The following is a 21,399-nucleotide window of genomic DNA, read 5'->3' as shown; positions in this document are numbered from 1 at the left end:
CCTCATCCTCGTCGCAGCGGATCGTTCTCCAGGACGATAGGCTTGCCATGCGGCGTCCCTTCGGCAGCACGCTGCCAGCTTCGGACGAGCGCTTCCAGCTCCGGCCCAGAGGTGATGGAAAGCTGCTCGACCAGGTGGCTGAGGGCCGCCACCCAGCAATCATAGTAATCGCTGCCGTCCGACTTCCGGCCGGGCTTGTGGAGTTCGGCCGAAAGCGCCTCTGCCCATTCGCTCCAGGAAAACACGCCCTGTTCATGGAGCCGGACGGTCATGGCGAAGGCGGCAGCCTGCCAAGGCTCGGCAAAGACTGGATCGCCGTCCGCCGATTTCGGCAGTTCGGCAGAGGCGACCAGCGGAGAGGTGGTGCTACACGTGCTCAAGATAGCTCTCCCAGGCATCGATCGAGACGGTCAGTGACTGATCGGCGCCCTCGCCCCAAATTTCCCCGGCATCAAAGACGACCGTGTAGACCCATTGCGGATTCTCGCCCTTGCCGTGGGCGTTGTCGTCCGGAAAGACAAAATTGCCCTGCACCGCTTCCACCACGCCGACTTTGGCACGGGCGTAGCGCGGCAGGCGCGTGTGGGTTTCCGGATGGAAGTTCTTCGTACGGACACGGTCGCCGACGCCGAAACGCGGCGGCGTAGCGACCGGCCGGTCGCAAGGCCCGCCTCTGGCGAGCACGCCCGCCACCATATCGGCCTTGAGCACCCGCTTCGGCTCCCGCCCCTTCTCGTGCATATGGCCGTCATCGAGCTCCGCTTGGGTCACGAAGCCGTGGCGCGTCAGGAGCGTTTCCAGCGCACGGGTCCAGATCTCGTAATAGCTTGCGGCAAGATAGGTGGCGGGGGGCAGGCTTTCGCGCGCATGCCGGCTCTCGTCGATCGTCCAGGCGCCGAAGGCTCCGCAAGAGAGCGTGATCCCGAGTGCGCGCTTTTCCCATTCCGCATGGAAATAGGGCTCGTCCTTTTCCGGCGCGATCGGCCCAAGGCCATGCTGGCCGCCAAGGTCGTGAGGCCCGTTCATGGCTTGGCCTGCCGGGAAAGGGCGAGCCCGGTGCCGATCATCGAGTCGCGCGTGACGAGATCGGCGAGCGCCTCCTCGCTGAAGTCTTCGGTGCCGTCGGGCCGCTCCGGCACCACGAGATAACGCAGCTCCGCGGTCGAATCCCAGACGCGGATCTTCTTGTCGACCGGCAGCTCCAGCCCGAATTCGGCGAGCACGCCGCGCGGATCGATGACGGCGCGCGAGCGATAAGGTGGCGCCTTGTACCAGACGGGCGGCAAGCCGAGCACCGCCCAGGGGTAGCAGGAGCAGAGCGTACAGACGATGAGATTGTGGGTATCGGGCGTGTTGAAGACGGCGCGCATATGCTCGCCCTGCCGGCCGGTAAAGCCGAGGCTGGCGATCGCAGCGGTGGCGTCGCGCCTCAGCCAGTCGGCGAAGTCCGCATTGCTCCAGGCCCTGGCGACGACGCGCGCACCATTGCGCGGACCGACCTTCGTCTCGTAGGTGTCGACGATCGCATCGATTGCCGCCAGGTCGATCAGTCCCTTCTCCGACAGCACCGTTTCCAGCGCCTTCACCCGAGCTTCCACATCGTTGAAATGATTGTCGTGATGGTGATGGCCGTGATCGTCGTCGTGGCCACGATGATGCTCGGACATTCCGTGCCTCCTCCGCCGGAAATCCGGCCATTTCTAACGCATTAGGGCGGGAATCGGAATCGATATTTCAAGAGTTTGATCGATCATTCCTTACTTCAGCATCGGCCAAAGGCTGACGACGAGCAGCACGGCCATGGTGATGTTGAACCATTTGAGCCGCGCCGGCTCGGAGAGCCACTGTCTCAGCGCCGAGCCGAAGCCCGCCCAGGTCGAGACGCTTGGCACGTTGACGAGCGCGAAGACGAGGCCGACGACGAGCACGCTCGCGAGATAGCTTTCGCCACTGGTATAGGTTGCCATGGCCGAGACAGCCATCACCCAGGCTTTCGGATTGACCCATTGAAAGGCGGCAGCCTGGAGGAAAGTCATGGGCGCGGCACCTGCTTTGCCCTCGCCAAGCGAGCGCGAGGATCCGATTTTCCAGGCAATCCAAACGAGATAGGCACCGCCGGCGAACTTCAGTCCCGTATAGAGAAGCGGCACGGAGTGAAGCAGCGCGCCAAGGCCCAGTCCAACCGCAATCAACAGAAGGAAGAAGCCGCCCCCGATCCCGAGCATATGCGGGATAGTACGGGCGAAGCCGAAATTCACGCCCGAGGCAAACAGCATCATATTGTTCGGGCCGGGCGTGATCGATGTCGTGAAGGCGAACAGGAACAGCGCCAGAAGCGTATCGGCTTGCATGCATTTCTCCCAAGGCATTGTTGAGACGGTCGCCGGCAGCGACGTTCCCGCATTTTTGGAAATTTAGGTCAGGCTAACTGACCTAAATCCAAAGACCAGTCAAATCTTGTCATGGTCACAAAACCGAAAGCGATGAATCGCCCAATGCTAGGAAGGAAGGCAACAAAAAAGGCCGGGTGAAAACCCGACCTTCCTCATCATCTCGACCTGCCGATGCCAGTACATCCGTGGTCAAAGGCAGGGAGATGACATCTGTTGAACGAATATCCGCACCGCAATGGCCCGCCTTGCGTCTCCGCAGGCAACCAAACTCGGGAGAACCTCGAGACATCGCGCGTTGGCGCAATAAAGAACGTCGCCGATCAACATCGATGAGCCGCATGTAGTGAGACAATGTGGTCTTCGCAAGGCATTGGACGAAATTATTCAATCAGGTCTCCTGTCGCCCGCAGCTCATGGACTTTTTCCGCCCCGGTTGCCATTTTGTCATCGTCAGAAGCGAGCGAGGGCGCATGTCATGCACGATCCTATCCCGACCACCACGTTCCCGGATGGGCGCAAGGTTCCGGTCCTCGGTCAGGGAACCTGGCGGATGGGCGAGAACCGTACCAAGGCTGCCGACGAAATCCGCAGCCTCCAGATTGGGCTTGATCTCGGCATGACGCTTATCGACACGGCCGAAATGTACGGGAACGGCGGCTCCGAGCGGATTGTGGGCGAGGTGGTCCGCGGCCGTCGCGACGAAGCCTTCATCGTCAGCAAGGTGCTGCCCTCCAATGCCAGCCGGTCGGGCACTATTGCCGCCTGCGAGCGTAGCCTCCGCCATCTCGGCACCGACCGCATCGATCTCTATCTGCTGCATTGGCGCGGCGGCTATCCGCTCGCCGAAACCGTCGCCGCTTTCGAGGAGTTGAAGCGGGACGGCAAGATCATCGCCTGGGGCGTTTCGAACTTCGATGTCGACGACATGGAGGAGTTGATATCGGTGCCGGAGGGCGGCAACGTCGCGACAAACCAGGTGCTCTACAACCTTGGCCGCCGCGGGATCGAGTACGACCTCCTGCCCTGGTGCCGCGACCGCAGCGTGCCGATCATGGCCTATTCGCCGCTCGACGAAGGGCGCCTGCTCCACGATGCGGACCTCGTCCATATCGCCAAGGCGCACCAGGCAACCCCCGCCCAGGTCGCCCTCGCCTTCTTAAAGACACGCGCCGGCGTGATCTCCATACCGAAGACCGGCTCCGCCGAGCGCTCCCGGGAAAACCGCGACGCCATGGATATTCACCTGACGGCGGAAAACCTCGCCGAACTCGACCGCGTCTTCCCGCCGCCAAGGAGGAAGATGCGGCTGGAGGTTATTTGAGAACACAGGGAGGCAGCCTTGCCCAAACGAGCTTCACGGGAAGAATGCCCCTCCCCAACCCCTCCCCACTGGTGGGAGGGGCTTGGCGCTCGCGGCGCGCTCCTGCAATTTTTATCGCTTCATGCTCGCTGGATCGGGCAGGAAGTGCCGGGAAGGGCGCGGCAGGTTCAGCCCCTCCCACCTGTGGGGAGGGGTTGGGGACGGGCGCGCACCAAAGGCGCGCAATCCCTCACATCCCCTGCGGTCCGCGGTTCATCGCCGCAATACCCGTACGGCACACTTCGATGAGTCCGAGCGGCTTCATGATGGCGATGAACTGCTCGATCTTCGACGGCTTGCCAGTGATCTCGAAGACGAAGTGATCGATATTGGCGTCGATCACCGAAGCACGGAAGGCGTCGGCAAGTCTCAGCGCCTCCACGCGGTGCTCGCCTGAACCATGCACCTTGACGAGCGCCAACTCGCGCTCGACCGGTCGGTCGTGGCCGAGGCCCGCGGCGCGCACGGTCAGGTCGACGACGCGGTGCACCGGCACGAGCCGCTCGAGCTGGTTCTTGATCTGCTCCAGCACGTGCGGCGTGCCGCGGGTGACGATGGTGATGCGCGACAGATGCGCCTCGTGCTCGGTCTCGGAGACCGTCAGGCTTTCGATGTTGTAGCCGCGGCCGGAAAAAAGGCCGATGACGCGGGCCAGCACGCCCGGCTCGTTGTCGACGAGGACGGAGAGCGTATGGGTCTCCGCAAGCTGCGTCTCCTTGGCGATGAAATAGGCGGAACCCGTCGGCTGAAGATGTGCACTCATTCTCTTGTTCCTACCTTTTCATCAAACGAGCTGGCGGCCCTTGGCGTCGATCGCATTCGCAACCGCTTCGTCCGTCGCCTCGTCGGGCAGCAGCATTTCGTTATGCGCCTTGCCGGACGGGATCATCGGGAAGCAGTTGGCAAGGTTGGCGACGCGGCAGTCGAAGATCACCGGCGCCGGCGTGTCGATCATCCGCCGGATCGCATCGTCCAGTTCGCCCGGCTTCTCGCAACGGATGCCGACGCCGCCATAGGCTTCGGCCAGCTTGACGAAGTCGGGCATCGCCTCCGTATAGGAATGCGACAGGCGGTTGCCGTGCAGCAGCTGCTGCCACTGCCGGACCATGCCCATGTACTGGTTGTTGAGGATGAAGATCTTGACCGGCAGCCCGTACTGGACCGCACAGGACATTTCCTGGATGCACATCTGGATCGAGGCGTCGCCGGCAATGTCGATGACGAGACTCTCCGGATGCGCGACCTGGACGCCGATGGCGGCCGGAAAGCCGTAGCCCATCGTCCCCAAGCCGCCCGAGGTCATCCATCGGTTCGGCTGCTCGAAGCCGAAGAACTGCGCCGCCCACATCTGGTGCTGGCCGACCTCGGTGGTGATGTAGGTGTCGCGATCCTTGCTGAGCTCGTAGAGCCGCTGGATTGCATATTGGGGCATGATGACGTCGTCGTTTGGCGTATAGGCCAGCGAATTGCGCGCCCGCCACTTGGCAATGGCACCCCACCAATCATTGAGACGCGCCTTGTCGACCGTCTTTGCCGCTGCGCGCCACAGCCGGACCATATCTTCGAGGACATTCCCGACGTCGCCGAGGATCGGAACATCGACCCGGACGTTCTTGTTGATCGACGACGGATCGATATCGATGTGGATCTTCTTCGAGTTCGGCGAAAACGCGTTGAGCCGGCCGGTGATGCGGTCGTCGAAGCGGGCGCCGATGCAGATCATGACGTCGCAGTCATGCATCGCCATGTTGGCTTCGTAGGTGCCGTGCATGCCGAGCATGCCGAGCCAGTTCTTGCCTGAGGCCGGATAGGCGCCGAGCCCCATCAGCGTGGAGGTGATCGGGAAGCCGGTGAGGTCGACCAGCTCGCGCAGGAAGTGGGAAGCCTGCGGTCCCGAATTGATGACGCCGCCGCCGGAATAGATGATCGGCTGGCGCGCCGACTTCATCAGAGCGATCGCTTCCTCGATCTTTTTCAGGTCGCCCTGCGTCTTCGGCTGATAGCTCTTCTGCGTCGGAACGGCGGAAGGGGGCGTATAGGTGCCGGTCGCGAACTGAACATCCTTCGGGATGTCGACGACGACCGGCCCCGGACGCCCGGACTGGGCGACGCGGAACGCCTCATGGATGATGCGGGCCAGATCGTTGACGTCCTTGACCAGCCAGTTGTGCTTGGTGCAGGGCCGCGTGATGCCGACCGTGTCGCATTCCTGGAAGGCGTCCGAGCCGATCAGTGGCGTCGGAACCTGGCCGGAGATGCAGACGAGCGGGATCGAATCCATCAGCGCGTCCTGGAGCGGCGTGACGGCATTGGTGGCGCCGGGACCGGAGGTGACCAGCATGACGCCGACCTTGCCGGTGGACCGGGCATAGCCCTCGGCCATGTGGCCGGCGCCCTGCTCGTGGCGAACAAGAATGTGCTGGATCTCTTCCTGCTGGAAAATTTCGTCGTAGATCGGAAGCACGGCGCCGCCCGGATAGCCGAAGATGTGTTCGACGCCATTGTCCTTCAGGGCCTGGAGAACGATCTCCGCCCCTGTCATCTGGTTTTCAGTTCCGCTCATTGGCCTGCTTCCGTCCCTTTTTTAAGGCTTGGGGTGATTAGCTTGTTTGAGGACATAAAAAAAGGCCCCATCAGGAGCCTCGTTCAGCGCATGGGTGGCTACCGCCGGATGGTTACACCATCCTGCCCATGCGCCGTCCCACCACAAGAATAACCGCGAAATTTTTCATGGGGCGATTTGATAAACAGAAATCCGTGACCCGTCAACGCTGTTTTGCCAAATGCCTTTTCCGGACCGCGGACCTAGAAAACCAGGAAATCCTCCGCGGCGAGCGAAATCCCGCGGCTCACGATGGCGAACCGAACTGCATCTGCGCCCCCGATGCCATCCGCATCGTAAAACAGCTCCCCACGGGCTTGGTCATATATGATGCGGTCGTCCTCGTCGGCCGCAGCCTTGCCGAAAGCCAAGGCCTCGCTGTCCAGCGTGCCTACTGAGAGCGCCGCAAATACGGCGGCGTCGAGCCTGAACAGGTCATCGGCCGCGCAGAAGTCCAGGACGCGGTCGCAGTTTGCCGTCCCCGGAGCAACGTCGAACAGGAAGGAATCGGCTCCCTCCCCGCCGATCAGCTTGTCGCGACCGACGCCACCGCTGAGGATGTCGTTACCCGCGCCGCCATTCAGCCGGTCATTGCCCTCCACGCCCTCGAGCGTATCGTCGAACCGGCTACCCACGATCCGGTCGTTGCCGCCCGCGGCGGCGACCAGCACAGCGTGGTCATACGCCTGATAGCTGATCTTCTCGGCCGCATCGGTTAGTGTGATCGATTGAGCTGGCGGAGTGATCGTTATGGTGATGGTCGCCAGATTGCTGTTTCCGTGACCATCGGTGACGTAGATGGTGAAGCTGTCGGTCCCGAGAAAACCCGCCTCGGGAGTGTAGTCGAACAGGTTTCCACTTAGGAAATCCTGATGAAAGTGAAGGCTGCCCCCGTATTCACCCTGAGGGAATGGATAATAGCCGCTTTCGTAGCGCGTCTCCTGTTCCAGCGTGCCATGGGCCGGCCCCTCCACGACAATGAAGGCCAGCAGATCGAAATCGGTGTCCGCCGCACTAAAGGCCACGTCGTCGAGGGACTGGCCAGGGAGAAGCGTGAAGCTCATATCGGTCGCTACCGGGACATGGTTGACGAAGCTGTCCAGCTGCAGCGCGCCATCCTGCAGGATGATCTGGTGTTGGCCGTACTGCGTGTTCTCGCCGCCAAAATATTGGTTTGCACCGATCCAGGTCACCGTGATGTCAGCGGGACTTTCCGCGGTCACTGAGACGATCTGGGCCGAAAGATAAGCGGCCTGATCAGACAAGCTGCGAATGTAATTCCCCTCGTTGTCGAAGACGAGGGTCTCGATCGGCGTCGCGATCTCGGTCCTGCCGTCATGGGTGAAGGTCGTGATCGTGAAGAACCCGTCGAACACGTCGATCGAAGCCACTTCAATCGAACCAAAAGGGTAATCCGCGCGTGCGCCGACGGGGCCGAGAACATTTCCATTCGATGCCGTTATCGTGAAGAGGACCGCATCAGGGCTTTGATTGTCGAGGTCCTCCCAGACGATCAACTCGCTCCCATTGCTCAAGCTCGGCATGGCTTCCCCCTCGTCGACGCGGAGAAATGAATGGCTGCGCGGTTCCTGTCGTGGATAACACGGGCCAAGCGTCGCGACATCCCTCAATGCTTAGGGATGTGAGCGAAGATCATTCTGGCCGTTTGAACCTGATGGGCGCCACAGAGTGTGCAACCACTTATTAAAATCGTTCCGCTATTCTGGAACGCTATTAGCCGAGGTGTGCGTTGTTCAACAGTGAAACTCAGGCCCCGAGCAGTGCCGGGGAACAGGATCGCCGCGACGGCATGAAGCCGGGAAACCGTTTCCTCGGACGGGTCGTCGCATGCAACGGGTCGCGCGCGACCATCGCAGCCGTGGCCGAGGGGGGCGAGACCTCGCTCACCGAACTCTGGTCGGTCGGTCGGCTGATCTCGATCTCGGTCGGCACAAACCGGATCGTCGCTCTCGTCTGCTCCATGCAGACCGCGGCCGAGGAATGGAGCGAGGAGAACAGCAACACCTTCCGCATCGAAGTCGAACTGATGGGCGAGGTCTTCAAGGGGGCCGACGGACAGGAAGAGTTCTCGGCCGGCATCAGCCGCTATCCCTATCTCGGCGCCATAGCGCATCGTATCCGTGCCGCCGATCTTGCGCGGATCTATGATTCCAGGCAGGCGGACAGTTGCGTCATCGGCAAGCTGACGCAGGACGAAAGCCTCGATGCCACCATCCATGTGCCGTCGATGCTCGCCAAGCATTTCGCCATCGTCGGCACGACCGGCGTCGGCAAGTCGACGGCCGTCACCCTGCTGCTCAACAAGGCGATTGCCGCCGATCCGAAGCTGCGCGTCCTGATTCTCGATCCGCACAACGAGTTCGCGGCCGCCTTTCCGGAGAGTGCGGTGGTCATCGAGACCGATACGCTCGACCTGCCGTTCTGGCTCTTCCGCCTCGAGGAATTCGCGGAAGTCATCTTTCGCGGCCGGCCGCCCGTGCCCGAAGAGCTCGACATTCTGCGCGACGTGATCCCCGATGCCAAGAAGGCCTTCAAGGGCGGCGAGTCTGGCCTGATGCGCCGCCAAACCGAAAAAAGCTCGATCACCGCGGACACACCGGTCCCCTATCGCATCGCCGATCTGCTGGCGATGATCGACGAGCGCATCGGCCGGCTCGAGGGCCGCAACGACAAGCCGCATCTGCGCTCGCTGAAGGTCAAGATCGTCTCGGCGATCAACGATCCGCGCTATCACTTCATGTTCTCATCGAACACGATCACCGACACGATCCAGGACACGATCGCCAAGATTTTCCGCATACCGGGCGAAGGCAAGCCGATCGCCACGTTCGAACTCGCCGGCATCCCATCCGAGGTCGTCAATTCCGTCGCTTCGGTGCTCTGCCGCATGGCGTTCGAAATCGGCCTCTGGAGCAATGGCGGCATCCATATGCTGGTGGTCTGCGAAGAGGCGCACCGCTATGTGCCCGCCGATCCGACGCTCGGTTTCCTGCCGACGCGCCAGGCAATCGCCAGGATTGCCAAGGAGGGCCGCAAATACGGCGTCTCGCTCGGCATCATCACGCAGCGCCCCGGCGAGCTCGATCCGACGATCCTGTCGCAATGTTCGACCGTCTTCGCCATGCGGCTCGCCAATGACCGCGACCAGGAAATCATCCGTTCGGCAATTTCCAATTCGTCGATCTCGACCACCAGCTTCATTTCCTCGATCGGCAATGGCGAGGCGATCGCCTTCGGCGAGGCCGTGGCGGTGCCGATGCGCATGCGCTTCGGCCGGGTTGAAGAGGCGAGGCTTCCCCGCGCGCACGGCATCATCGACAAAGTCGACGAGGATGCGCCGCCGGTCGTCGACCTTCGTTCGATCGTCAGCCGCATGCGCGCCATGAACGGGCCGGACATTTCAAGCTTCCAGCAAAGCTATCTTGCCGCCCAGAGCACCCTGGCGGTTCCCTATGAGGATCGTACCGGCGATGCGACCGACGAAGTCGAGCCGGTGGATCCGCGCGACGATTTCTCCGCGGCCGCGCTCGAATCCTATCGGCCCGAAATGTTGCCGCGCGGATCCGAGCCGACCAATCCGCAGCTTGAACGCTTCAATCAGATCCGCGAGCAGATCCTCTCCGGGCAGGCAGAAAGAGACGCCGCGCGGATGCTGAACACGCCGGCGCAGCCGGAGCGCGGCTTCTCGGGCGCCGCAATCGAACCGCAGCGCTCGGGATCGTTGCGCGAGAGCCTGCTGAAGCGTCCTCTCGGAAGCATCATCCGCAAATAGCAGGGATCGGATCGTGACCTCCGACGTTGTTGCCATAAAACGCGCAGCAACCGGACAGGAGGGTGCAATGGACGAGCAAGAGGCCTGGGAACGGGAGCGCCGACTGTGGCTCGAAGGTGCCGGCGCATACCAGCAACTGCTCGATGACGAATGCCTGATGGCATTTGCGCCGGTGGGCATCCTCGGCGGGGTGGAAATCATCCGGGCTCTCGACGGCGCGCCGCGCTGGCTGGACGTGGAGATGACGGAGCGGAGGAGCGCCCGGCCCAATGACAGCCTCCTCGTATTGGCTTACCGCGCCGACGCCCGACGCGACGCCCATGACCCCTATGCGGCCTATTGCACCTCGACCTATTCACGAACCGGCGAGGTGTGGCGGCTCGTCCAGCACCAGCAGACGCCGATCGATCCGTCGGCAAGGCAACCGGGCACGGCGCCGCGACAGGGGAACTCAATGGATGAAATCCTTCGTAGCTTTTTCAAGCGCTACGAGAGCATGGCAAATCGGGTGCTCGCCAGGGAAATGGATGTAGCCGAGACGACCTACGCCTTCGCATCCGATTTCATCGCGGCCTCGCCGGCGGGCGTCATGGCGGGGAAGAACGACCAGAGCCTCAAAGCCTCGATGGAAAAGGGTTACGCCCGCTACAGGGAAATCGGCACGAGGGAACTGAAGATCCGCGATCTCAAGATAACGCCGATCGATGCGCTGCATTCGCTCGTCCGCGTCGACTGGCGGTCGGTTTATGAGGCGGATGGCAGGCCCGATGTCGTCATCGACTTCGAGGTCCACTATCTTGTCCAGCTGCGCAATGGAGAGCCGAAGATCTTCGGCTGGGTGAGCGGCGACGAAGAGGCCGTGCTCCGGGAACACGGCATCGGCTGAGCGAAACGCGCCTAGAGAACTTCGTCTGGCTGCGCGATCCGCCGCCAGCTGTCATCGAGCTGGTTGCGGAACCAGGTCATCTGGCGCTTGGCATATTGCCGCGTCGCCGCCGCTCCCGTGGCGACTACCTCCGCCTCGCTCATCTCGCCCCTCAGCATCGCGGCGATCTGCTGCACGCCGATTGCTTTCATCACCGGCATGTCCGGCGAAAGCTTCAGCGGCAGGAGCGCCTGCACCTCCTCGACCGCTCCGCCTGCCAGCATCGCCTCGAAGCGCCGATCGATCCGGCTGTGAAGAAGCGACCGTTCGGGCAGCACGACGATCTTCCGGGCTCGGTCCGGATCGACCACCACCGGGCCGCGCATCTGCTGAAAAAGACCAATCGGCTTACCGGTCGCCTCGACGACCTCGAGGGCGCGGACGATCCTTTGCCCGTCCTCGGGCCGCAATTGTGCCGCCGCCTGCCGGTCGCTGCGTTCGAGTTCGGCGTGGAGTGCGGCAGCCCCTTCTACCTTCAGCCGCTCTCGCAACCGCTCCCGGATCGCCGGCGGAATCTCGGGCATGTCCGCTAGGCCACCGGTCAGGGCCTTGAAATAGAGACCGGTACCGCCGACGAAAACGGGCAACCTGCCCTCGCCGCGCAGCCTTGAGAGCAATGCCTCGGCGTCGCGCAGCCAGGCGCCGGTGGAATAGTGGCGCCCCGCCGGCACATGGCCGTAGAGAAAATGCGGGATGCCGCCCATCTCGGACGCATCGGGACGTGCGGTCAGCACTTTCAAAGTGTCGTAGACCTGCATGCTGTCGGCATTGACCACCACGCCGCCATGGCGCTTCGCCAGCGCCACCGCAAACGCGGACTTGCCGCTGGCGGTCGGCCCGGTTATCAGGATCGCGTCCAGATCTCGTTCAAGGTTTCTCATCATGGCTCTCGTTGCCACGCTTATCGCCAATCCGTCAAATCCTGTCCTGACCCCTGCGCTGGCTGAGGCTGCGGCCGTGGCCGTTGAGGCATCCGGGCTTTACTGGCTGGCCGATGGCGTTGCCTGCGACCTCGCCCTCAAGGACGGTACGGATCCAAATGAAGCCGAAGCGCGGCTGCGGGCGACGGTGGATGGAGCCGCGATCGACGTCGCCGTGCAGGACGCCGAGACGCGCCGGAAGAAATTTCTCATCGCCGATATGGATTCAACGATGATCGGCCAGGAATGCATCGACGAACTCGCCGCGGAAGTCGGCCTCAAGGAAAAGGTCGCCGCGATCACGGCCCGCGCTATGAACGGCGAGATCGCCTTCGAGCCGGCGCTTATCGAGCGCGTCGCGCTCCTGAAAGGCCTACCCGCCACGGTCATCGCCGAAGTGATCGCCAAGCGTATCACCCTGACCCCCGGCGGACGCGAGTTGATTGCCACCATGAAGGCGAAGGGCCATTACACGGCGCTCGTTTCCGGCGGCTTCACCGTCTTCACCGGTCCAATTGCCGAAAAGCTCGGCTTCGACGAAAACCGTGCGAACGAGCTCCTGGAAGATAACGGAGCACTGACCGGCGAAGTCGCCCGGCCGATCCTCGGCAAGCAGGCGAAGGTCGACGCGCTGATCGACATTACGGAACGGCTCGGCATCTCGACGGCGGACGCCATCGCCGTCGGCGACGGTGCCAACGATCTCGGCATGCTGCAGCTTGCCGGCAGCGGCGTGGCCCTGCACGCCAAGCCCGTCGTTGCCGAACAGGCGAATATCCGCATCGATCATGGCGATCTCTCAGCCCTCCTCTATCTCCAGGGCTATCGCAAGACGGATTTCGTGACGTGATCATCCGCAAGACCGAGCGCCTCATCATCCGCAACTGGCGTGAGGGCGATCGCGATCTCTTCGCCGAGATCAACAACGATCCGAAGGTGATGGAATTTTTTCCGTTTCGACGTGACCGGGCGGCGGCCGATGCGCTGTTCGACCGCAATGCCAGCACCATCGCCGAGACGGGCTTCGGCTTCTTCGCGCTTGCGCTGCGCGATGGCGACGTGCCGATCGGCTTCTGCGGCCTGTCCCGCACCCATCTTGCGCCGCATCTGCCCGGCGGCACGATCGAAATCGGCTGGCGCCTTGCCGTTTCCTATTGGCGCAAGGGCTACGCAACCGAGGCGGCGCTGGCGCTCCTCGACCACGGTTTCGGTGAAAGGAATCTCGGCGAAATCGTCTCCTTCGCGGTGGCGACGAATGCCCGGTCGATCGCCGTGATGAGGCGCATCGGCATGCGGCCGGACCCATCTCGCGACTTCGATCATCCGGGCGTGCCCGACACGCATCAGCCTCTGAAGCGCCACGTGCTTTACACGATCACGGCGGACGAATGGAGGCTGGGCGCAAAGACACCGAACTGATTTCGGCGCCTCTCCGGCGAGCTCGAAGGCTACGCCTCGCTACTCCATCCGCACCGTCACGAAACGCAGCTCGCCGGTCTTGCTGGCGATCATCAGCAATGCGTTGCGGCGGCCGTCGGCCTTCAGTTCACCGACGCGGGAGGTGACGTCTTCGGGCGAGTCCATTGCCTCCTGACCGACCTCGACAATGACGTCTCCCGCCTCGACGCGGCGCTCGGCGGCGGGCGAGTTCGGCTGAACCTCGGTCACAACGACGCCGTTGACATTCTCGGCAATTCCAAAGCTCTTGCGGCGATCGGCGTCGAGCACCGCGAGCTTCATACCGAGGACGACATCCGTCGCCGGCAACGTAGCGGCCGGCGGCTCGCTCGGCTTGGCGCTCTCTTTTTTCAGTTCCCCGCCAGTTCCGGCGGCCGCCAGGTGCTCGCCATCCTCGAGCCGGCCAAGCGTCACGCGCACCGTCTGCTCCTTTCCGTCCCGAATGATGACGACCTCTACCGCCTTGCCGACAGGGCTTTCACCGACGGCACGCATGAGATCGCGCATTTCGCCGATCTCCGTTCCGTCGAACCGGATGATGATGTCGCCCGCCTTGATCTCCCCACGCGCAATCGGGCCGCCCTCGATGATGCCGGAAACCAGAGCCCCTTTCGGCACGCCCATCTTCAGACTCTCGGCGATATCCTCGGTAACCGGCTGAATGCGCACGCCGAGCCAGCCGCGCCGCGTCTCGCCGAACTCCTTGAGCTGGTCGACGACGTTCATCGCAAGCTCGGTAGGCACGGCGAAGCCGATGCCGACCGACATGCCGGTCTGCGACAAGATCGCGGTGTTGATGCCGATTACCTCGCCCTGCATGTTGAACAGCGGCCCGCCGGAATTGCCCCGGTTGATGGCAGCATCCGTCTGGATGAAGCTGTCATAGGGTCCGGCATTGATGTTGCGGCCGCGCGCCGAAACGACGCCGACGGAGACGGACACGCCGAGGCCGAAGGGATTGCCGACGACCATGACCCAATCGCCGATCCTGATCTTCCGCGAATCGCCAAAAGATACCGCCTTGAGCGGCTTCTTGGGCTCGACTTTCAGCACCGCCAGATCGGTCTTGGTATCGGTGCCGACCAGCTTCGCCTTCAGCCGGGTGCCGTCCGAGAGATTGATCTCGATATCGTCGGCATCTTGGATGACGTGATTGTTGGTGACGATATAGCCGGACGGATCGATGATGAAGCCGGAGCCAAGCGAGTTGACCGTGCGCGGGCGTCCGCCCTCGCCGCCCTGCCCCTTGAAGAATTCGTCGAAGAATTCCTGATGCGGCGAACCCTCCGGCACCTGCGGCATCGGCGCATTGTCATCGTCGGCCTTGACGTTCTGCGAGATGGAGATGTTGACCACGGCATCGAGCAGGCTTTCGGCGAGATCGGCGACCGAGGGCGGCCCGGCCGCCGGCCGCGGCAGCGCCGTTTCGGCAAGAGCCGTATTGGAAAAGAGCAGTGCCGTCGCAGCCGCCAGCACCAGGCTGCGGAAGATCTTGGGTAGTTTCGACAAGTCGCTGTGCTCCTGTAATTCCGTTGGCCACGCCGTCCACGGACTTCGGTCGTCCGCGATCACCACGTGATCCCTTCCCATTCGTTTCGGCGAATTATACCACTGCCGCAAGGCGTTGCCGCGGCTGCTTCGCGCAGCAAACGATCTTCTGTTGAAGATACGGCGGATTTCCGGAGCGTCCAGACACGATTTCCTGATCTTCGGCGGATCAGCTGGTGATTTCGTGGCCGTGCTCCTTCAGCGCCTGTACCGCCTTTTCGAGATCGGAACCGGCAACGAAGACATAGTCGGTGCTGAAGGTCGAATTGGCGAAGACGCCGACACCGGCCGCCGAAAGCGGGCGGAGCACAGAAGACAGGACCCCCGGCACATCGAAGCTGAAATGCTGCTCGATGCGGAGGCAGCGCCAGCCAAGCGAACTCTGGACGCCCGAAGGGACGCGGGCGGCACGGCAGACGAGCGTCATCTCCTCGCGCGAACTCGAAACGGTCCAGAACCCTGGCCCGGGCAGCCACTCCGGAATAGCGGACCCGATTGTCAGGCGGGTAATCGCATATTCGGCATCGACCAACCGGATCAGCAGTGTATGTGGCATTTCGCACTACCCTCGAAGCAACCAAACAAGTCCGACGCCAACCGCCACCGATGTGAGCCCGGCGAGGCGCAGCTGATGCTCCGGGACATACGGCAAACGCTTCGCCAATTCCACAAGAACCAAAGGGGCCAGTGCGTACACCAGCCCCTCGATGATCAGGAAAAACGCAAACCCGGTCAAAAGATCGGACATCGTCCGCTCAATCTCCGGTCGCAGGCGCCGCCGGTACGGTCGGCGAAAGCGGCGCCGCCGCCCCGTCCGCGCTGTTGAAATAACGGAAGAATTCGGAATGCGGCGACAGCACCACGGTTGTATCCGGATTCCCGATCGACTGTGTATAGGCCGCCATCGAGCGATAGAACTCGAAGAAACCGGGATCGCGTTGGAAAGCGTCTGCGAAGATGCCCGTCCGCTCGGCTTCGCCCTCACCTCGAAGGATTTCCGAATCGCGCTGGGCTTCGGCGACGATCTCGACCACCTGGCGATCGGCAATGGCGCGCCGGCGCTGGCCCTCTTCGTTGCCGCGGGCGCGGATCAGTTCCGCCTCGGCCAGACGCTCCGCCTTCATGCGGTCGTAGGTCTGCTGCGAGACTTCCTGGGTCAGGTCCGTCCGGCGGATGCGGACGTCCTCGATGTTGAGACCGAGCGATTCCGCGTCTCCCCGAAGATCGGCGCGAACCTCGCGCATCATCGAGGCGCGCTCGTCCGAAAGCGCCGCCTCGAAACCCCTCAGGCCGTAAACGCGCCGCAGCGATGCGTCGAGACGCGTGCGAAGCCGCGCTTCGGCAGATTCGCGATCACCGGACACCGTTTCGCGGAAGCGGCGGGGATCGGCGATCCTGTAGACCACGAAGGCGTCCACCTCGTAAAACTTGCCGCCGGAAACCTGCACGCGGATATTGTCGAGGTCGAAGCGGAGCGCCTGGTCCTCGACATATTGCACGCGATCGGCATCCATGAAGGCGAAGGGCAGCTTGAAATAAAGCCCCGGCTCGGTCTTCACGTCGCGGATTTCACCGAAGCGCACGACGATCGCCTGCTGGCGCTCATTGACGACGAACACCGACGAGTAGACGACCACCAGCAGCGCCGCGAGAACGATGAGAATGATGGAACTGCGATTGTTTATCATTGGGTACCTCCCGACTGCGCGGGCCTGCCGATTTCGTTGAGCGGCAGATAGGGCAGCACACCCTGGCCGTTCTTCTCGTCGAGAATGACCTTTTTCGACTTGCCGAGAACATCCTGCATGGTTTCGAGGTAAAGCCGTCTGCGGGTGACCTCCGGCGCCTTGGAATAGGCGTCATAGACCGAAATGAAGCGCTGCGCCTCACCCTGGGCTTCCTTGACGACGCGGTCCTTGTAGGCGGCTGCCTCTTCGCGGATTTGGGCTCCCTGGCCGCGTGCCTTGCCGAGCACCTGGTTGGCGTATTGGTTGGCTTCCTCGACGAAGCGGTCCTCGTCCTGTTCGGCACGCTGCACCTCGTCGAAGGCGTCGGCCACTTCGCGCGGCGGCGCCGCATCCTCGATCGCGACCGTGTTCACCGAAATGCCGGCGCCATAGGTGTCCATTGTCGCCTGGATGGTGTTCTTGACGTCGGCGGCGATCGCCTGACGGTTGTCGCGGAAGATGTCCTGGGCCGGACGCCGGCCGACAACCTCGCGCATGGCGCTCTCGGCCACCTGCTGCAGCGTGTCGGCCGGATTCTCGACGTTGAAGAGATAGGACTTCGGATCCGTGACGGAGAAGAGCACCGAGAACTGCACGTTGACGATATTCTGGTCGCCGGTCAGCATCAGCCCGGCGCTCGATTGGGCGCCGACGCGGCTGCCGATATTCAGCTGCTGCTCCGTCACCTTGACGATCTCGACGGTTTCGAGCGGCCAGAAGTGGTAATGCAGGCCGGGCATGGAGATTTCCTCCTTCGGCTTGCCGAAGCGCATCTCGACGCCGCGTTCATCCGGCTGGACGGTGTAGATCGAATTCAGCAGCAGGAAGCCGACGATCAGCAGGCCGACGATGACGAAGATGCCGCCATTGAAGCCGCCCGGAACGACGTTCTTCAGCTGATCCTGGCCGCGACGGATGATCTCTTCCAGATCCGGCGGGCCGCCCCGGCCTCCGCGCGGTCTGTTTCCCTGACCCCATGGCCCTTGATTGCCGCCGCCGCCCCACGGGCCGCCGCCGCCATTCTGATTGCTCCAGGGCATCAAAACCTCTCTTCAAAGAATATTCACTCGCTGGACGCCCCGCAGACATGCGGCCGGTCACGACGTGATCCCGTTATAGGTATCATGTGCATTGCTTTCAACGCGATACGGGCGAGTTCACCGTAAAGTGCTAAAAATAGTTGACGGCTTCTCGACGCGATCGGAAAGGAACGAAGCGGGCATTCGCCGCCGATCGGCTTCGACTATTTTGGCAGCGTTTCGCGGCGGCGCCACGTGACAAAATGCATCGCATGACTGTCCTTCTCACCGCGCGGCAGATCTTCCTCGAAAACCTTTTCGAAGGATTGGGGATCGATCGGCGGAAAGCGCGTGTCGCCCTCCACTTCAGCTTTGACCTCGGTCACGTGCAGCACGTCGGCAAGGTCGATCGACTGCCGGTAGATCTCCCCGCCGCCGATGATGCAGATTTCCTCGGCGCCGAGCTCCGCCGCATGCGCTCGGGCCTTTTCGAGCGCCGCAGGGAGCGAAGACGCAACCTCGGCTCCGGCGGCCGCAAAGTTCGGGTCGCGGCTGATGACGATGTTCGGCCGGCTTGGCAGCGGACGGCCGAGCGATGCCCAGGTCTTTCGCCCCATGATAACCGGCTTGCCGATCGTCAGCGTCTTGAATCGCTTTAGGTCCGTCGAAAGCCGCCACGGCAGGTCGCCCTCGCGCCCGATCACGCCGTTGGTCGCAACCGCGACGACGATGACGATTTTCGGCTCCGGTCTTCTGTCAGTCATGGAAACCACTCGGTTTGCTGTCGATTTCGCGGGCGCGCAGCAGCGCCGGACGGTCGGTCACGACGTGGATGTAACGGTCGATGACGTCGCTTTCCGGCAGGATCTTGCGCATCCATTGGAGGGCGCTTGCGAGCAGGAGGTCGGCCGCGCTCATCCGGTCGCCGATGAGATAGGGCTGGCGCGTCAAGACATCGATGACATGCGCGGACATCTCGGTGTAGAGGCGCGCCAGCATCGGGTTGCTGACCGTCACGCCGGAGATATGGGCAAGCGCCGTCGGCTCGATCACGCCGGCATAATAGGCGAGCCAGGAGAGATAGGCACCGCGATCCGGGTTACCGGGCGGCCGCCCGAGGCTGCAGTCGGGATAGTGATCGGTCAGATATTGCACGACAGCGGCCGATTCCCAGACGAGCGTTCCGTCGTGCAGCAGGGCCGGCACTTGCTTGTGCGGATGCGGATTGTTTTCATCCGGGCCGCCGGACCCATCCCAGCGGCGAATATTGACGTAGCGAATCTCGTATTCGGCGCCGAGCTCCTCGAGCAGCCAGATGATCCGCGACGAGCGCGACAAGGGTGCATGGATCAATGTCAGCATCAGAACCTCCCGTTCCCGCCGGCTTTTCTAAACATCACCGGAGCAACCGGCCGGCCGACACTTCGCCATTTGCAGAACATATAAGAGGGATTGGCAGACCCATCCCCGCATGCCTCTGCCTGGACTTCGCGATCAGACCGCGACGGGCGCCTTTATATGTGAATCGGCTTCGTAGCCGACGAGCGTAAAGTCCTCGAACTTGAAGGAAAAAATGTCCTTCACCGCCGGATTGATCTCCATCTTCGGCATCGCCTTCGGCGTCCGCGTCAGTTGCAGCCGCGCCTGCTCGAAGTGGTTGTGATAGATATGCGCGTCGCCGAGGGTGTGGACGAAGTCACCCGGCTTCAGCCCGGTCACCTGCGCCACCATCATCGTCAGCAGCGCATAGGAAGCGATGTTGAATGGCACGCCCAGGAAGATATCGGCGGACCGTTGATAGAGTTGGCAGGAGAGCTTGCCGTCCGAGACGTAGAACTGGAAAAGGCAATGGCACGGCGGCAGCGCCATCTCGTCGACCAGCGCCGGGTTCCAGGCCGAGACGATGTGCCGGCGGGAATTCGGATTGGTCTTCAAGCCCTCGATCAGCCCGGCGATCTGGTCGACGTGGCCGCCGGCCGGCGTCGGCCAGGACCGCCACTGGTAGCCATAGACGGGGCCAAGCTCTCCCCTTTTGTCGGCCCATTCGTCCCAGATGCTGACGCCGTTTTCCTTGAGATAGGCGATATTCGTCTCGCCCATCAGGAACCACAGGAGCTCGTGAATGATCGAACGCAGATGCAGCTTCTTGGTGGTCAGCACCGGAAAGCCTTCCGAGAGATCGAAGCGCATCTGATAGCCGAAGACGGAGCGCGTGCCGGTGCCCGTCCGGTCGCCGCGGTCGGTTCCGTTGCTCATCACATGGTCGAGAAGCTCTAGATACTGCCGCATGGTCCTTAGCACCGCCGATTCGTTAGTGTCTTGAAAATAGGATGAAGCCACTGCGGAACCAATGCCGCGGCGACGTTTTCCCGCGATTTGGCGTTTCTATCGCGGGCCGCACGCGCGGAGCCGGAACAGCCGGTGACCCTGCACGTTGGAGGGGCCACCGCATCGGAGCCTTGGCTTGATGGAGAGACCTCAGTTCGTTTTCGTTTTCGGCACCTTGAAGAAAGGCTTCCCGCTGCATCGGCGCGGCCTGGCGCATGCGGCCTATCTCGGGCCTTATCGCACCGCCAGGAACTATCCGATGCTTGTCGCCGGACCATGGTTCGCTCCGATGATGTTCCATGAACCCGGCAGCGGCTTGCGTGTCAGCGGGGAACTCTATGAGGTCGATCCCGTCACGCTCGAACGACTCGACCGCATGGAGTCGATCGGCAAGCCCGGCAATTTTCGGAGACGTATACGCGTCGTGCCGAGGCGGCACGGCCGCAGCTGCAGGGCTTTCGCCTACTTCAAGGCTAGGTTTCTGGCCGTGCCCGTCCACACCGGATATCTGCGATCCTATGAAGACCGGCGCTTCGTGCCGCCATGGCGACGGGAAATGTAGTGCGCTAACCTCTATTTCGCAGGTCGCCGGTTTCCGGCGTGGTCCTGGTATTGCTCTGTCTTCGTCGCGTTCTGGTCAAGGCCCCTCGCCTGGGAGTGTTGCGCCTTGTCGCGGTTGGACAATACGTCGCTCTCGCCGACCATTCCTTCTTTCATCGTGGTACGGGCACCGCTGCCGGAGCCCTTTCCCTTGTCTGGCTTTCCGATGTTCTTACGACTGGCGTTGGCCATGGCCATCTCCTTTTGCCGCTCAGCTTTCACAAGGCTCTGGAATCGCCGAAATGAAGCGGACTACCGCCCGGTGTCCTTGTGATGCCGGCTTTCCTGATTCTCGCCTCTCAGAATGCTGCGATCGTTCTCCTCACGCGCATCCGCATGCGCCGTATCGAGCTTCTGCCCCTTCTGCTCGGCCTTGCGCAGAGCATCTGAGCGCTTGAGTTCCGCTTCGGCATCGAAATCCTTGCCGGCATTCGATGTGTTCTCGCGGCCCTGAATTATGCGTTGCTGGTGTTCGTGCGTCTTCCTGCCGACCATGATCGGATCTCCTGATGGCTCATTTGTTGGTTCGGCCGCGATGGCCCGGATTGGCGCCCCCCTGCGGCGTCGGGTCGTTCGCCACATCGCCTTCGCTCGTGTTGTCTCGCTTCAGGCTTTCGTAATCCGACGCTCCACGGATGCCCTTGGACTGACCGATTCCGGGATCCTGCTTGAGGTCCTTGTCGCTCGGCCGTTGTGTTTTCGGATGTTTTGAGGTTGTCATCGGGG

Annotated in this window: 26 protein-coding genes; 6 read left to right on the top strand and 20 right to left on the bottom strand. The window is 62.4% G+C overall.

Going from position 1 to position 21,399, the window contains the following annotated elements:
• Window positions 1-2: 2 nt before the first annotated feature.
• The 5 genes from ATC00_RS08365 to ATC00_RS32505 form a co-directional block, all read right to left on the bottom strand.
• Complete coding sequence (locus ATC00_RS08365; protein ID WP_161951903.1) at window positions 3-398, bottom strand: nitrile hydratase accessory protein; 396 nt, start codon at window positions 396-398, stop codon at window positions 3-5.
• Entirely contained in the window at window positions 367-1,026 is a 660-nt protein-coding gene (gene nthB, locus ATC00_RS08360; protein WP_064252497.1) for a nitrile hydratase subunit beta, read from the bottom strand. Before nthB ends, ATC00_RS08365 begins: the two co-directional genes overlap by 32 nt.
• The gene (gene nthA, locus ATC00_RS08355; protein WP_064252496.1) at window positions 1,023-1,667 is read right to left on the bottom strand and encodes a nitrile hydratase subunit alpha; all 645 of its coding nucleotides are present in this window, start codon (window positions 1,665-1,667) and stop codon (window positions 1,023-1,025) included. Before nthA ends, nthB begins: the two co-directional genes overlap by 4 nt.
• Window positions 1,668-1,757: 90 nt before the next feature.
• Window positions 1,758-2,351 carry a LysE family translocator gene (locus tag ATC00_RS08350; RefSeq protein ID WP_064252495.1) on the bottom strand — a complete coding sequence of 198 codons (594 nt, stop codon included), beginning with the start codon at window positions 2,349-2,351 and terminating at the stop codon, window positions 1,758-1,760.
• A gap of 115 nt (window positions 2,352-2,466) precedes the next feature.
• On the bottom strand, window positions 2,467-2,781 hold the full coding sequence (locus ATC00_RS32505) for a hypothetical protein (RefSeq protein WP_156911496.1): 315 nt from the start codon (window positions 2,779-2,781) through the stop codon (window positions 2,467-2,469).
• Between the two features lie 87 nt (window positions 2,782-2,868).
• On the opposite strand from ATC00_RS32505, the gene ATC00_RS08345 reads away from it, so the two are divergent.
• Window positions 2,869-3,714, top strand: a complete 846-nt coding sequence (locus ATC00_RS08345; RefSeq protein ID WP_064252494.1) for an aldo/keto reductase — start codon at window positions 2,869-2,871, stop codon at window positions 3,712-3,714.
• A gap of 229 nt (window positions 3,715-3,943) precedes the next feature.
• Here the strand turns inward: ATC00_RS08345 and ilvN are convergent, their stop codons facing one another.
• From ilvN to ATC00_RS08330, 3 genes are all read right to left on the bottom strand, one after another.
• The gene (gene ilvN / locus ATC00_RS08340) at window positions 3,944-4,516 is read right to left on the bottom strand and encodes an acetolactate synthase small subunit (protein WP_037386807.1); all 573 of its coding nucleotides are present in this window, start codon (window positions 4,514-4,516) and stop codon (window positions 3,944-3,946) included.
• A gap of 21 nt (window positions 4,517-4,537) precedes the next feature.
• Window positions 4,538-6,316 carry an acetolactate synthase 3 large subunit gene (locus ATC00_RS08335; protein ID WP_037386810.1) on the bottom strand — a complete coding sequence of 593 codons (1,779 nt, stop codon included), beginning with the start codon at window positions 6,314-6,316 and terminating at the stop codon, window positions 4,538-4,540.
• 242 nt (window positions 6,317-6,558) lie between these two features.
• A complete protein-coding gene (locus tag ATC00_RS08330; protein WP_037386813.1) occupies window positions 6,559-7,899 on the bottom strand; it encodes an Ig-like domain-containing protein in 1,341 nt (446 codons plus the stop codon).
• A 266-nt stretch (window positions 7,900-8,165) separates the two neighbouring features.
• Between ATC00_RS08330 and ATC00_RS08325 the strand changes: the two genes are divergently transcribed.
• Both ATC00_RS08325 and ATC00_RS33900 read left to right on the top strand, forming a co-directional pair.
• On the top strand, window positions 8,166-10,148 hold the full coding sequence (locus ATC00_RS08325) for an ATP-binding protein (RefSeq protein WP_173827767.1): 1,983 nt from the start codon (window positions 8,166-8,168) through the stop codon (window positions 10,146-10,148).
• A gap of 454 nt (window positions 10,149-10,602) precedes the next feature.
• Window positions 10,603-11,034: a hypothetical protein gene (locus ATC00_RS33900; protein ID WP_037387274.1), complete on the top strand. Its 432-nt coding sequence runs from the start codon at window positions 10,603-10,605 to the stop codon at window positions 11,032-11,034.
• A gap of 11 nt (window positions 11,035-11,045) precedes the next feature.
• Here ATC00_RS33900 and miaA read toward each other — a convergent pair whose 3' ends face one another.
• Window positions 11,046-11,957, bottom strand: coding sequence for a tRNA (adenosine(37)-N6)-dimethylallyltransferase MiaA (miaA, locus tag ATC00_RS08315; RefSeq protein WP_064252492.1), 912 nt, complete (start codon window positions 11,955-11,957; stop codon window positions 11,046-11,048).
• Here miaA and serB point away from each other — a divergent pair.
• Together serB and ATC00_RS08305 are read left to right on the top strand one after the other, a co-directional pair.
• Window positions 11,956-12,843: a phosphoserine phosphatase SerB gene (serB, locus tag ATC00_RS08310; protein ID WP_037386820.1), complete on the top strand. Its 888-nt coding sequence runs from the start codon at window positions 11,956-11,958 to the stop codon at window positions 12,841-12,843. The two genes, miaA and serB, sit on opposite strands and share 2 nt — an antisense overlap.
• Window positions 12,840-13,412, top strand: a complete 573-nt coding sequence (locus ATC00_RS08305; RefSeq protein WP_037386822.1) for a GNAT family N-acetyltransferase — start codon at window positions 12,840-12,842, stop codon at window positions 13,410-13,412. Before serB ends, ATC00_RS08305 begins: the two co-directional genes overlap by 4 nt.
• 39 nt (window positions 13,413-13,451) lie before the next feature.
• Here the strand turns inward: ATC00_RS08305 and ATC00_RS08300 are convergent, their stop codons facing one another.
• From ATC00_RS08300 to ATC00_RS08265, 8 genes are all read right to left on the bottom strand, one after another.
• Window positions 13,452-14,960 (bottom strand): Do family serine endopeptidase, encoded by a 1,509-nt coding sequence (locus tag ATC00_RS08300; RefSeq protein ID WP_037386827.1) that lies wholly within the window; start codon window positions 14,958-14,960, stop codon window positions 13,452-13,454.
• Window positions 14,961-15,168: 208 nt separating this feature from the next.
• Entirely contained in the window at window positions 15,169-15,555 is a 387-nt protein-coding gene (locus tag ATC00_RS08295; protein WP_037386830.1) for an ACT domain-containing protein, read from the bottom strand.
• 6 nt (window positions 15,556-15,561) lie between these two features.
• Window positions 15,562-15,747 carry a DUF2065 domain-containing protein gene (locus ATC00_RS08290; RefSeq protein WP_012708553.1) on the bottom strand — a complete coding sequence of 62 codons (186 nt, stop codon included), beginning with the start codon at window positions 15,745-15,747 and terminating at the stop codon, window positions 15,562-15,564.
• A gap of 7 nt (window positions 15,748-15,754) precedes the next feature.
• On the bottom strand, window positions 15,755-16,687 hold the full coding sequence (gene hflC / locus ATC00_RS08285; protein ID WP_037386835.1) for a protease modulator HflC: 933 nt from the start codon (window positions 16,685-16,687) through the stop codon (window positions 15,755-15,757).
• Window positions 16,684-17,766 carry an FtsH protease activity modulator HflK gene (gene hflK / locus ATC00_RS08280; RefSeq protein ID WP_037386837.1) on the bottom strand — a complete coding sequence of 361 codons (1,083 nt, stop codon included), beginning with the start codon at window positions 17,764-17,766 and terminating at the stop codon, window positions 16,684-16,686. The genes hflC and hflK overlap by 4 nt, the downstream gene beginning before the upstream one ends.
• A gap of 203 nt (window positions 17,767-17,969) precedes the next feature.
• Complete coding sequence (locus ATC00_RS08275) at window positions 17,970-18,509, bottom strand: dihydrofolate reductase (protein ID WP_037386840.1); 540 nt, start codon at window positions 18,507-18,509, stop codon at window positions 17,970-17,972.
• On the bottom strand, window positions 18,502-19,107 hold the full coding sequence (locus ATC00_RS08270; protein WP_037386843.1) for a glutathione S-transferase: 606 nt from the start codon (window positions 19,105-19,107) through the stop codon (window positions 18,502-18,504). Before ATC00_RS08270 ends, ATC00_RS08275 begins: the two co-directional genes overlap by 8 nt.
• A gap of 132 nt (window positions 19,108-19,239) precedes the next feature.
• Window positions 19,240-20,034 carry a thymidylate synthase gene (locus ATC00_RS08265; RefSeq protein ID WP_064252491.1) on the bottom strand — a complete coding sequence of 265 codons (795 nt, stop codon included), beginning with the start codon at window positions 20,032-20,034 and terminating at the stop codon, window positions 19,240-19,242.
• Window positions 20,035-20,212: 178 nt separating this feature from the next.
• On the opposite strand from ATC00_RS08265, the gene ATC00_RS08260 reads away from it, so the two are divergent.
• Window positions 20,213-20,635 carry a gamma-glutamylcyclotransferase family protein gene (locus ATC00_RS08260; RefSeq protein ID WP_064252490.1) on the top strand — a complete coding sequence of 141 codons (423 nt, stop codon included), beginning with the start codon at window positions 20,213-20,215 and terminating at the stop codon, window positions 20,633-20,635.
• Between the two features lie 11 nt (window positions 20,636-20,646).
• Here the strand turns inward: ATC00_RS08260 and ATC00_RS08255 are convergent, their stop codons facing one another.
• From ATC00_RS08255 to ATC00_RS08245, 3 genes are read right to left on the bottom strand one after another with little or no spacing between them, the layout of a single operon-like run.
• Window positions 20,647-20,865 carry a hypothetical protein gene (locus ATC00_RS08255; RefSeq protein ID WP_037386852.1) on the bottom strand — a complete coding sequence of 73 codons (219 nt, stop codon included), beginning with the start codon at window positions 20,863-20,865 and terminating at the stop codon, window positions 20,647-20,649.
• Window positions 20,866-20,925: 60 nt separating this feature from the next.
• The gene (locus tag ATC00_RS08250) at window positions 20,926-21,168 is read right to left on the bottom strand and encodes a hypothetical protein (protein ID WP_064252489.1); all 243 of its coding nucleotides are present in this window, start codon (window positions 21,166-21,168) and stop codon (window positions 20,926-20,928) included.
• Between the two features lie 19 nt (window positions 21,169-21,187).
• Window positions 21,188-21,394 carry a hypothetical protein gene (locus tag ATC00_RS08245; RefSeq protein ID WP_037386856.1) on the bottom strand — a complete coding sequence of 69 codons (207 nt, stop codon included), beginning with the start codon at window positions 21,392-21,394 and terminating at the stop codon, window positions 21,188-21,190.
• Window positions 21,395-21,399: the final 5 nt, after the last annotated feature.

Source organism: Sinorhizobium americanum, from assembly GCF_001651855.1.
Classification (GTDB): domain Bacteria; phylum Pseudomonadota; class Alphaproteobacteria; order Rhizobiales; family Rhizobiaceae; genus Sinorhizobium; species Sinorhizobium americanum.
The sequence above is the reverse complement of the archived record's forward strand: the minus strand, read 5'-3'. Positions and strand labels throughout refer to the sequence as shown.

Bases quoted from the DNA above. Each gene is read 5' to 3' on its own strand.
- ATC00_RS08365 (WP_161951903.1), bottom strand. From the start codon at position 398: ATGCCTGGGAGAGCTATCTTGAGCACGTGTAGCACCACCTCTCCGCTG.
- nthB (WP_064252497.1), bottom strand. From the start codon at position 1,026: ATGAACGGGCCTCACGACCTTGGCGGCCAGCATGGCCTTGGGCCGATC.
- nthA (WP_064252496.1), bottom strand. From the start codon at position 1,667: ATGTCCGAGCATCATCGTGGCCACGACGACGATCACGGCCATCACCAT.
- ATC00_RS08350 (WP_064252495.1), bottom strand. From the start codon at position 2,351: ATGCAAGCCGATACGCTTCTGGCGCTGTTCCTGTTCGCCTTCACGACA.
- ATC00_RS08345 (WP_064252494.1), top strand. From the start codon at position 2,869: ATGCACGATCCTATCCCGACCACCACGTTCCCGGATGGGCGCAAGGTT.
- ilvN (WP_037386807.1), bottom strand. From the start codon at position 4,516: ATGAGTGCACATCTTCAGCCGACGGGTTCCGCCTATTTCATCGCCAAG.
- ATC00_RS08335 (WP_037386810.1), bottom strand. From the start codon at position 6,316: ATGAGCGGAACTGAAAACCAGATGACAGGGGCGGAGATCGTTCTCCAG.
- ATC00_RS08330 (WP_037386813.1), bottom strand. From the start codon at position 7,899: ATGCCGAGCTTGAGCAATGGGAGCGAGTTGATCGTCTGGGAGGACCTC.
- ATC00_RS08325 (WP_173827767.1), top strand. From the start codon at position 8,166: ATGAAGCCGGGAAACCGTTTCCTCGGACGGGTCGTCGCATGCAACGGG.
- ATC00_RS33900 (WP_037387274.1), top strand. From the start codon at position 10,603: ATGGATGAAATCCTTCGTAGCTTTTTCAAGCGCTACGAGAGCATGGCA.
- serB (WP_037386820.1), top strand. From the start codon at position 11,956: ATGGCTCTCGTTGCCACGCTTATCGCCAATCCGTCAAATCCTGTCCTG.
- miaA (WP_064252492.1), bottom strand. From the start codon at position 11,957: ATGATGAGAAACCTTGAACGAGATCTGGACGCGATCCTGATAACCGGG.
- ATC00_RS08295 (WP_037386830.1), bottom strand. From the start codon at position 15,555: ATGCCACATACACTGCTGATCCGGTTGGTCGATGCCGAATATGCGATT.
- ATC00_RS08290 (WP_012708553.1), bottom strand. From the start codon at position 15,747: ATGTCCGATCTTTTGACCGGGTTTGCGTTTTTCCTGATCATCGAGGGG.
- hflC (WP_037386835.1), bottom strand. From the start codon at position 16,687: ATGATAAACAATCGCAGTTCCATCATTCTCATCGTTCTCGCGGCGCTG.
- hflK (WP_037386837.1), bottom strand. From the start codon at position 17,766: ATGCCCTGGAGCAATCAGAATGGCGGCGGCGGCCCGTGGGGCGGCGGC.
- ATC00_RS08275 (WP_037386840.1), bottom strand. From the start codon at position 18,509: ATGACTGACAGAAGACCGGAGCCGAAAATCGTCATCGTCGTCGCGGTT.
- ATC00_RS08270 (WP_037386843.1), bottom strand. From the start codon at position 19,107: ATGCTGACATTGATCCATGCACCCTTGTCGCGCTCGTCGCGGATCATC.
- ATC00_RS08265 (WP_064252491.1), bottom strand. From the start codon at position 20,034: ATGCGGCAGTATCTAGAGCTTCTCGACCATGTGATGAGCAACGGAACC.
- ATC00_RS08260 (WP_064252490.1), top strand. From the start codon at position 20,213: ATGGAGAGACCTCAGTTCGTTTTCGTTTTCGGCACCTTGAAGAAAGGC.
- ATC00_RS08255 (WP_037386852.1), bottom strand. From the start codon at position 20,865: ATGGCCAACGCCAGTCGTAAGAACATCGGAAAGCCAGACAAGGGAAAG.
- ATC00_RS08250 (WP_064252489.1), bottom strand. From the start codon at position 21,168: ATGGTCGGCAGGAAGACGCACGAACACCAGCAACGCATAATTCAGGGC.
- ATC00_RS08245 (WP_037386856.1), bottom strand. From the start codon at position 21,394: ATGACAACCTCAAAACATCCGAAAACACAACGGCCGAGCGACAAGGAC.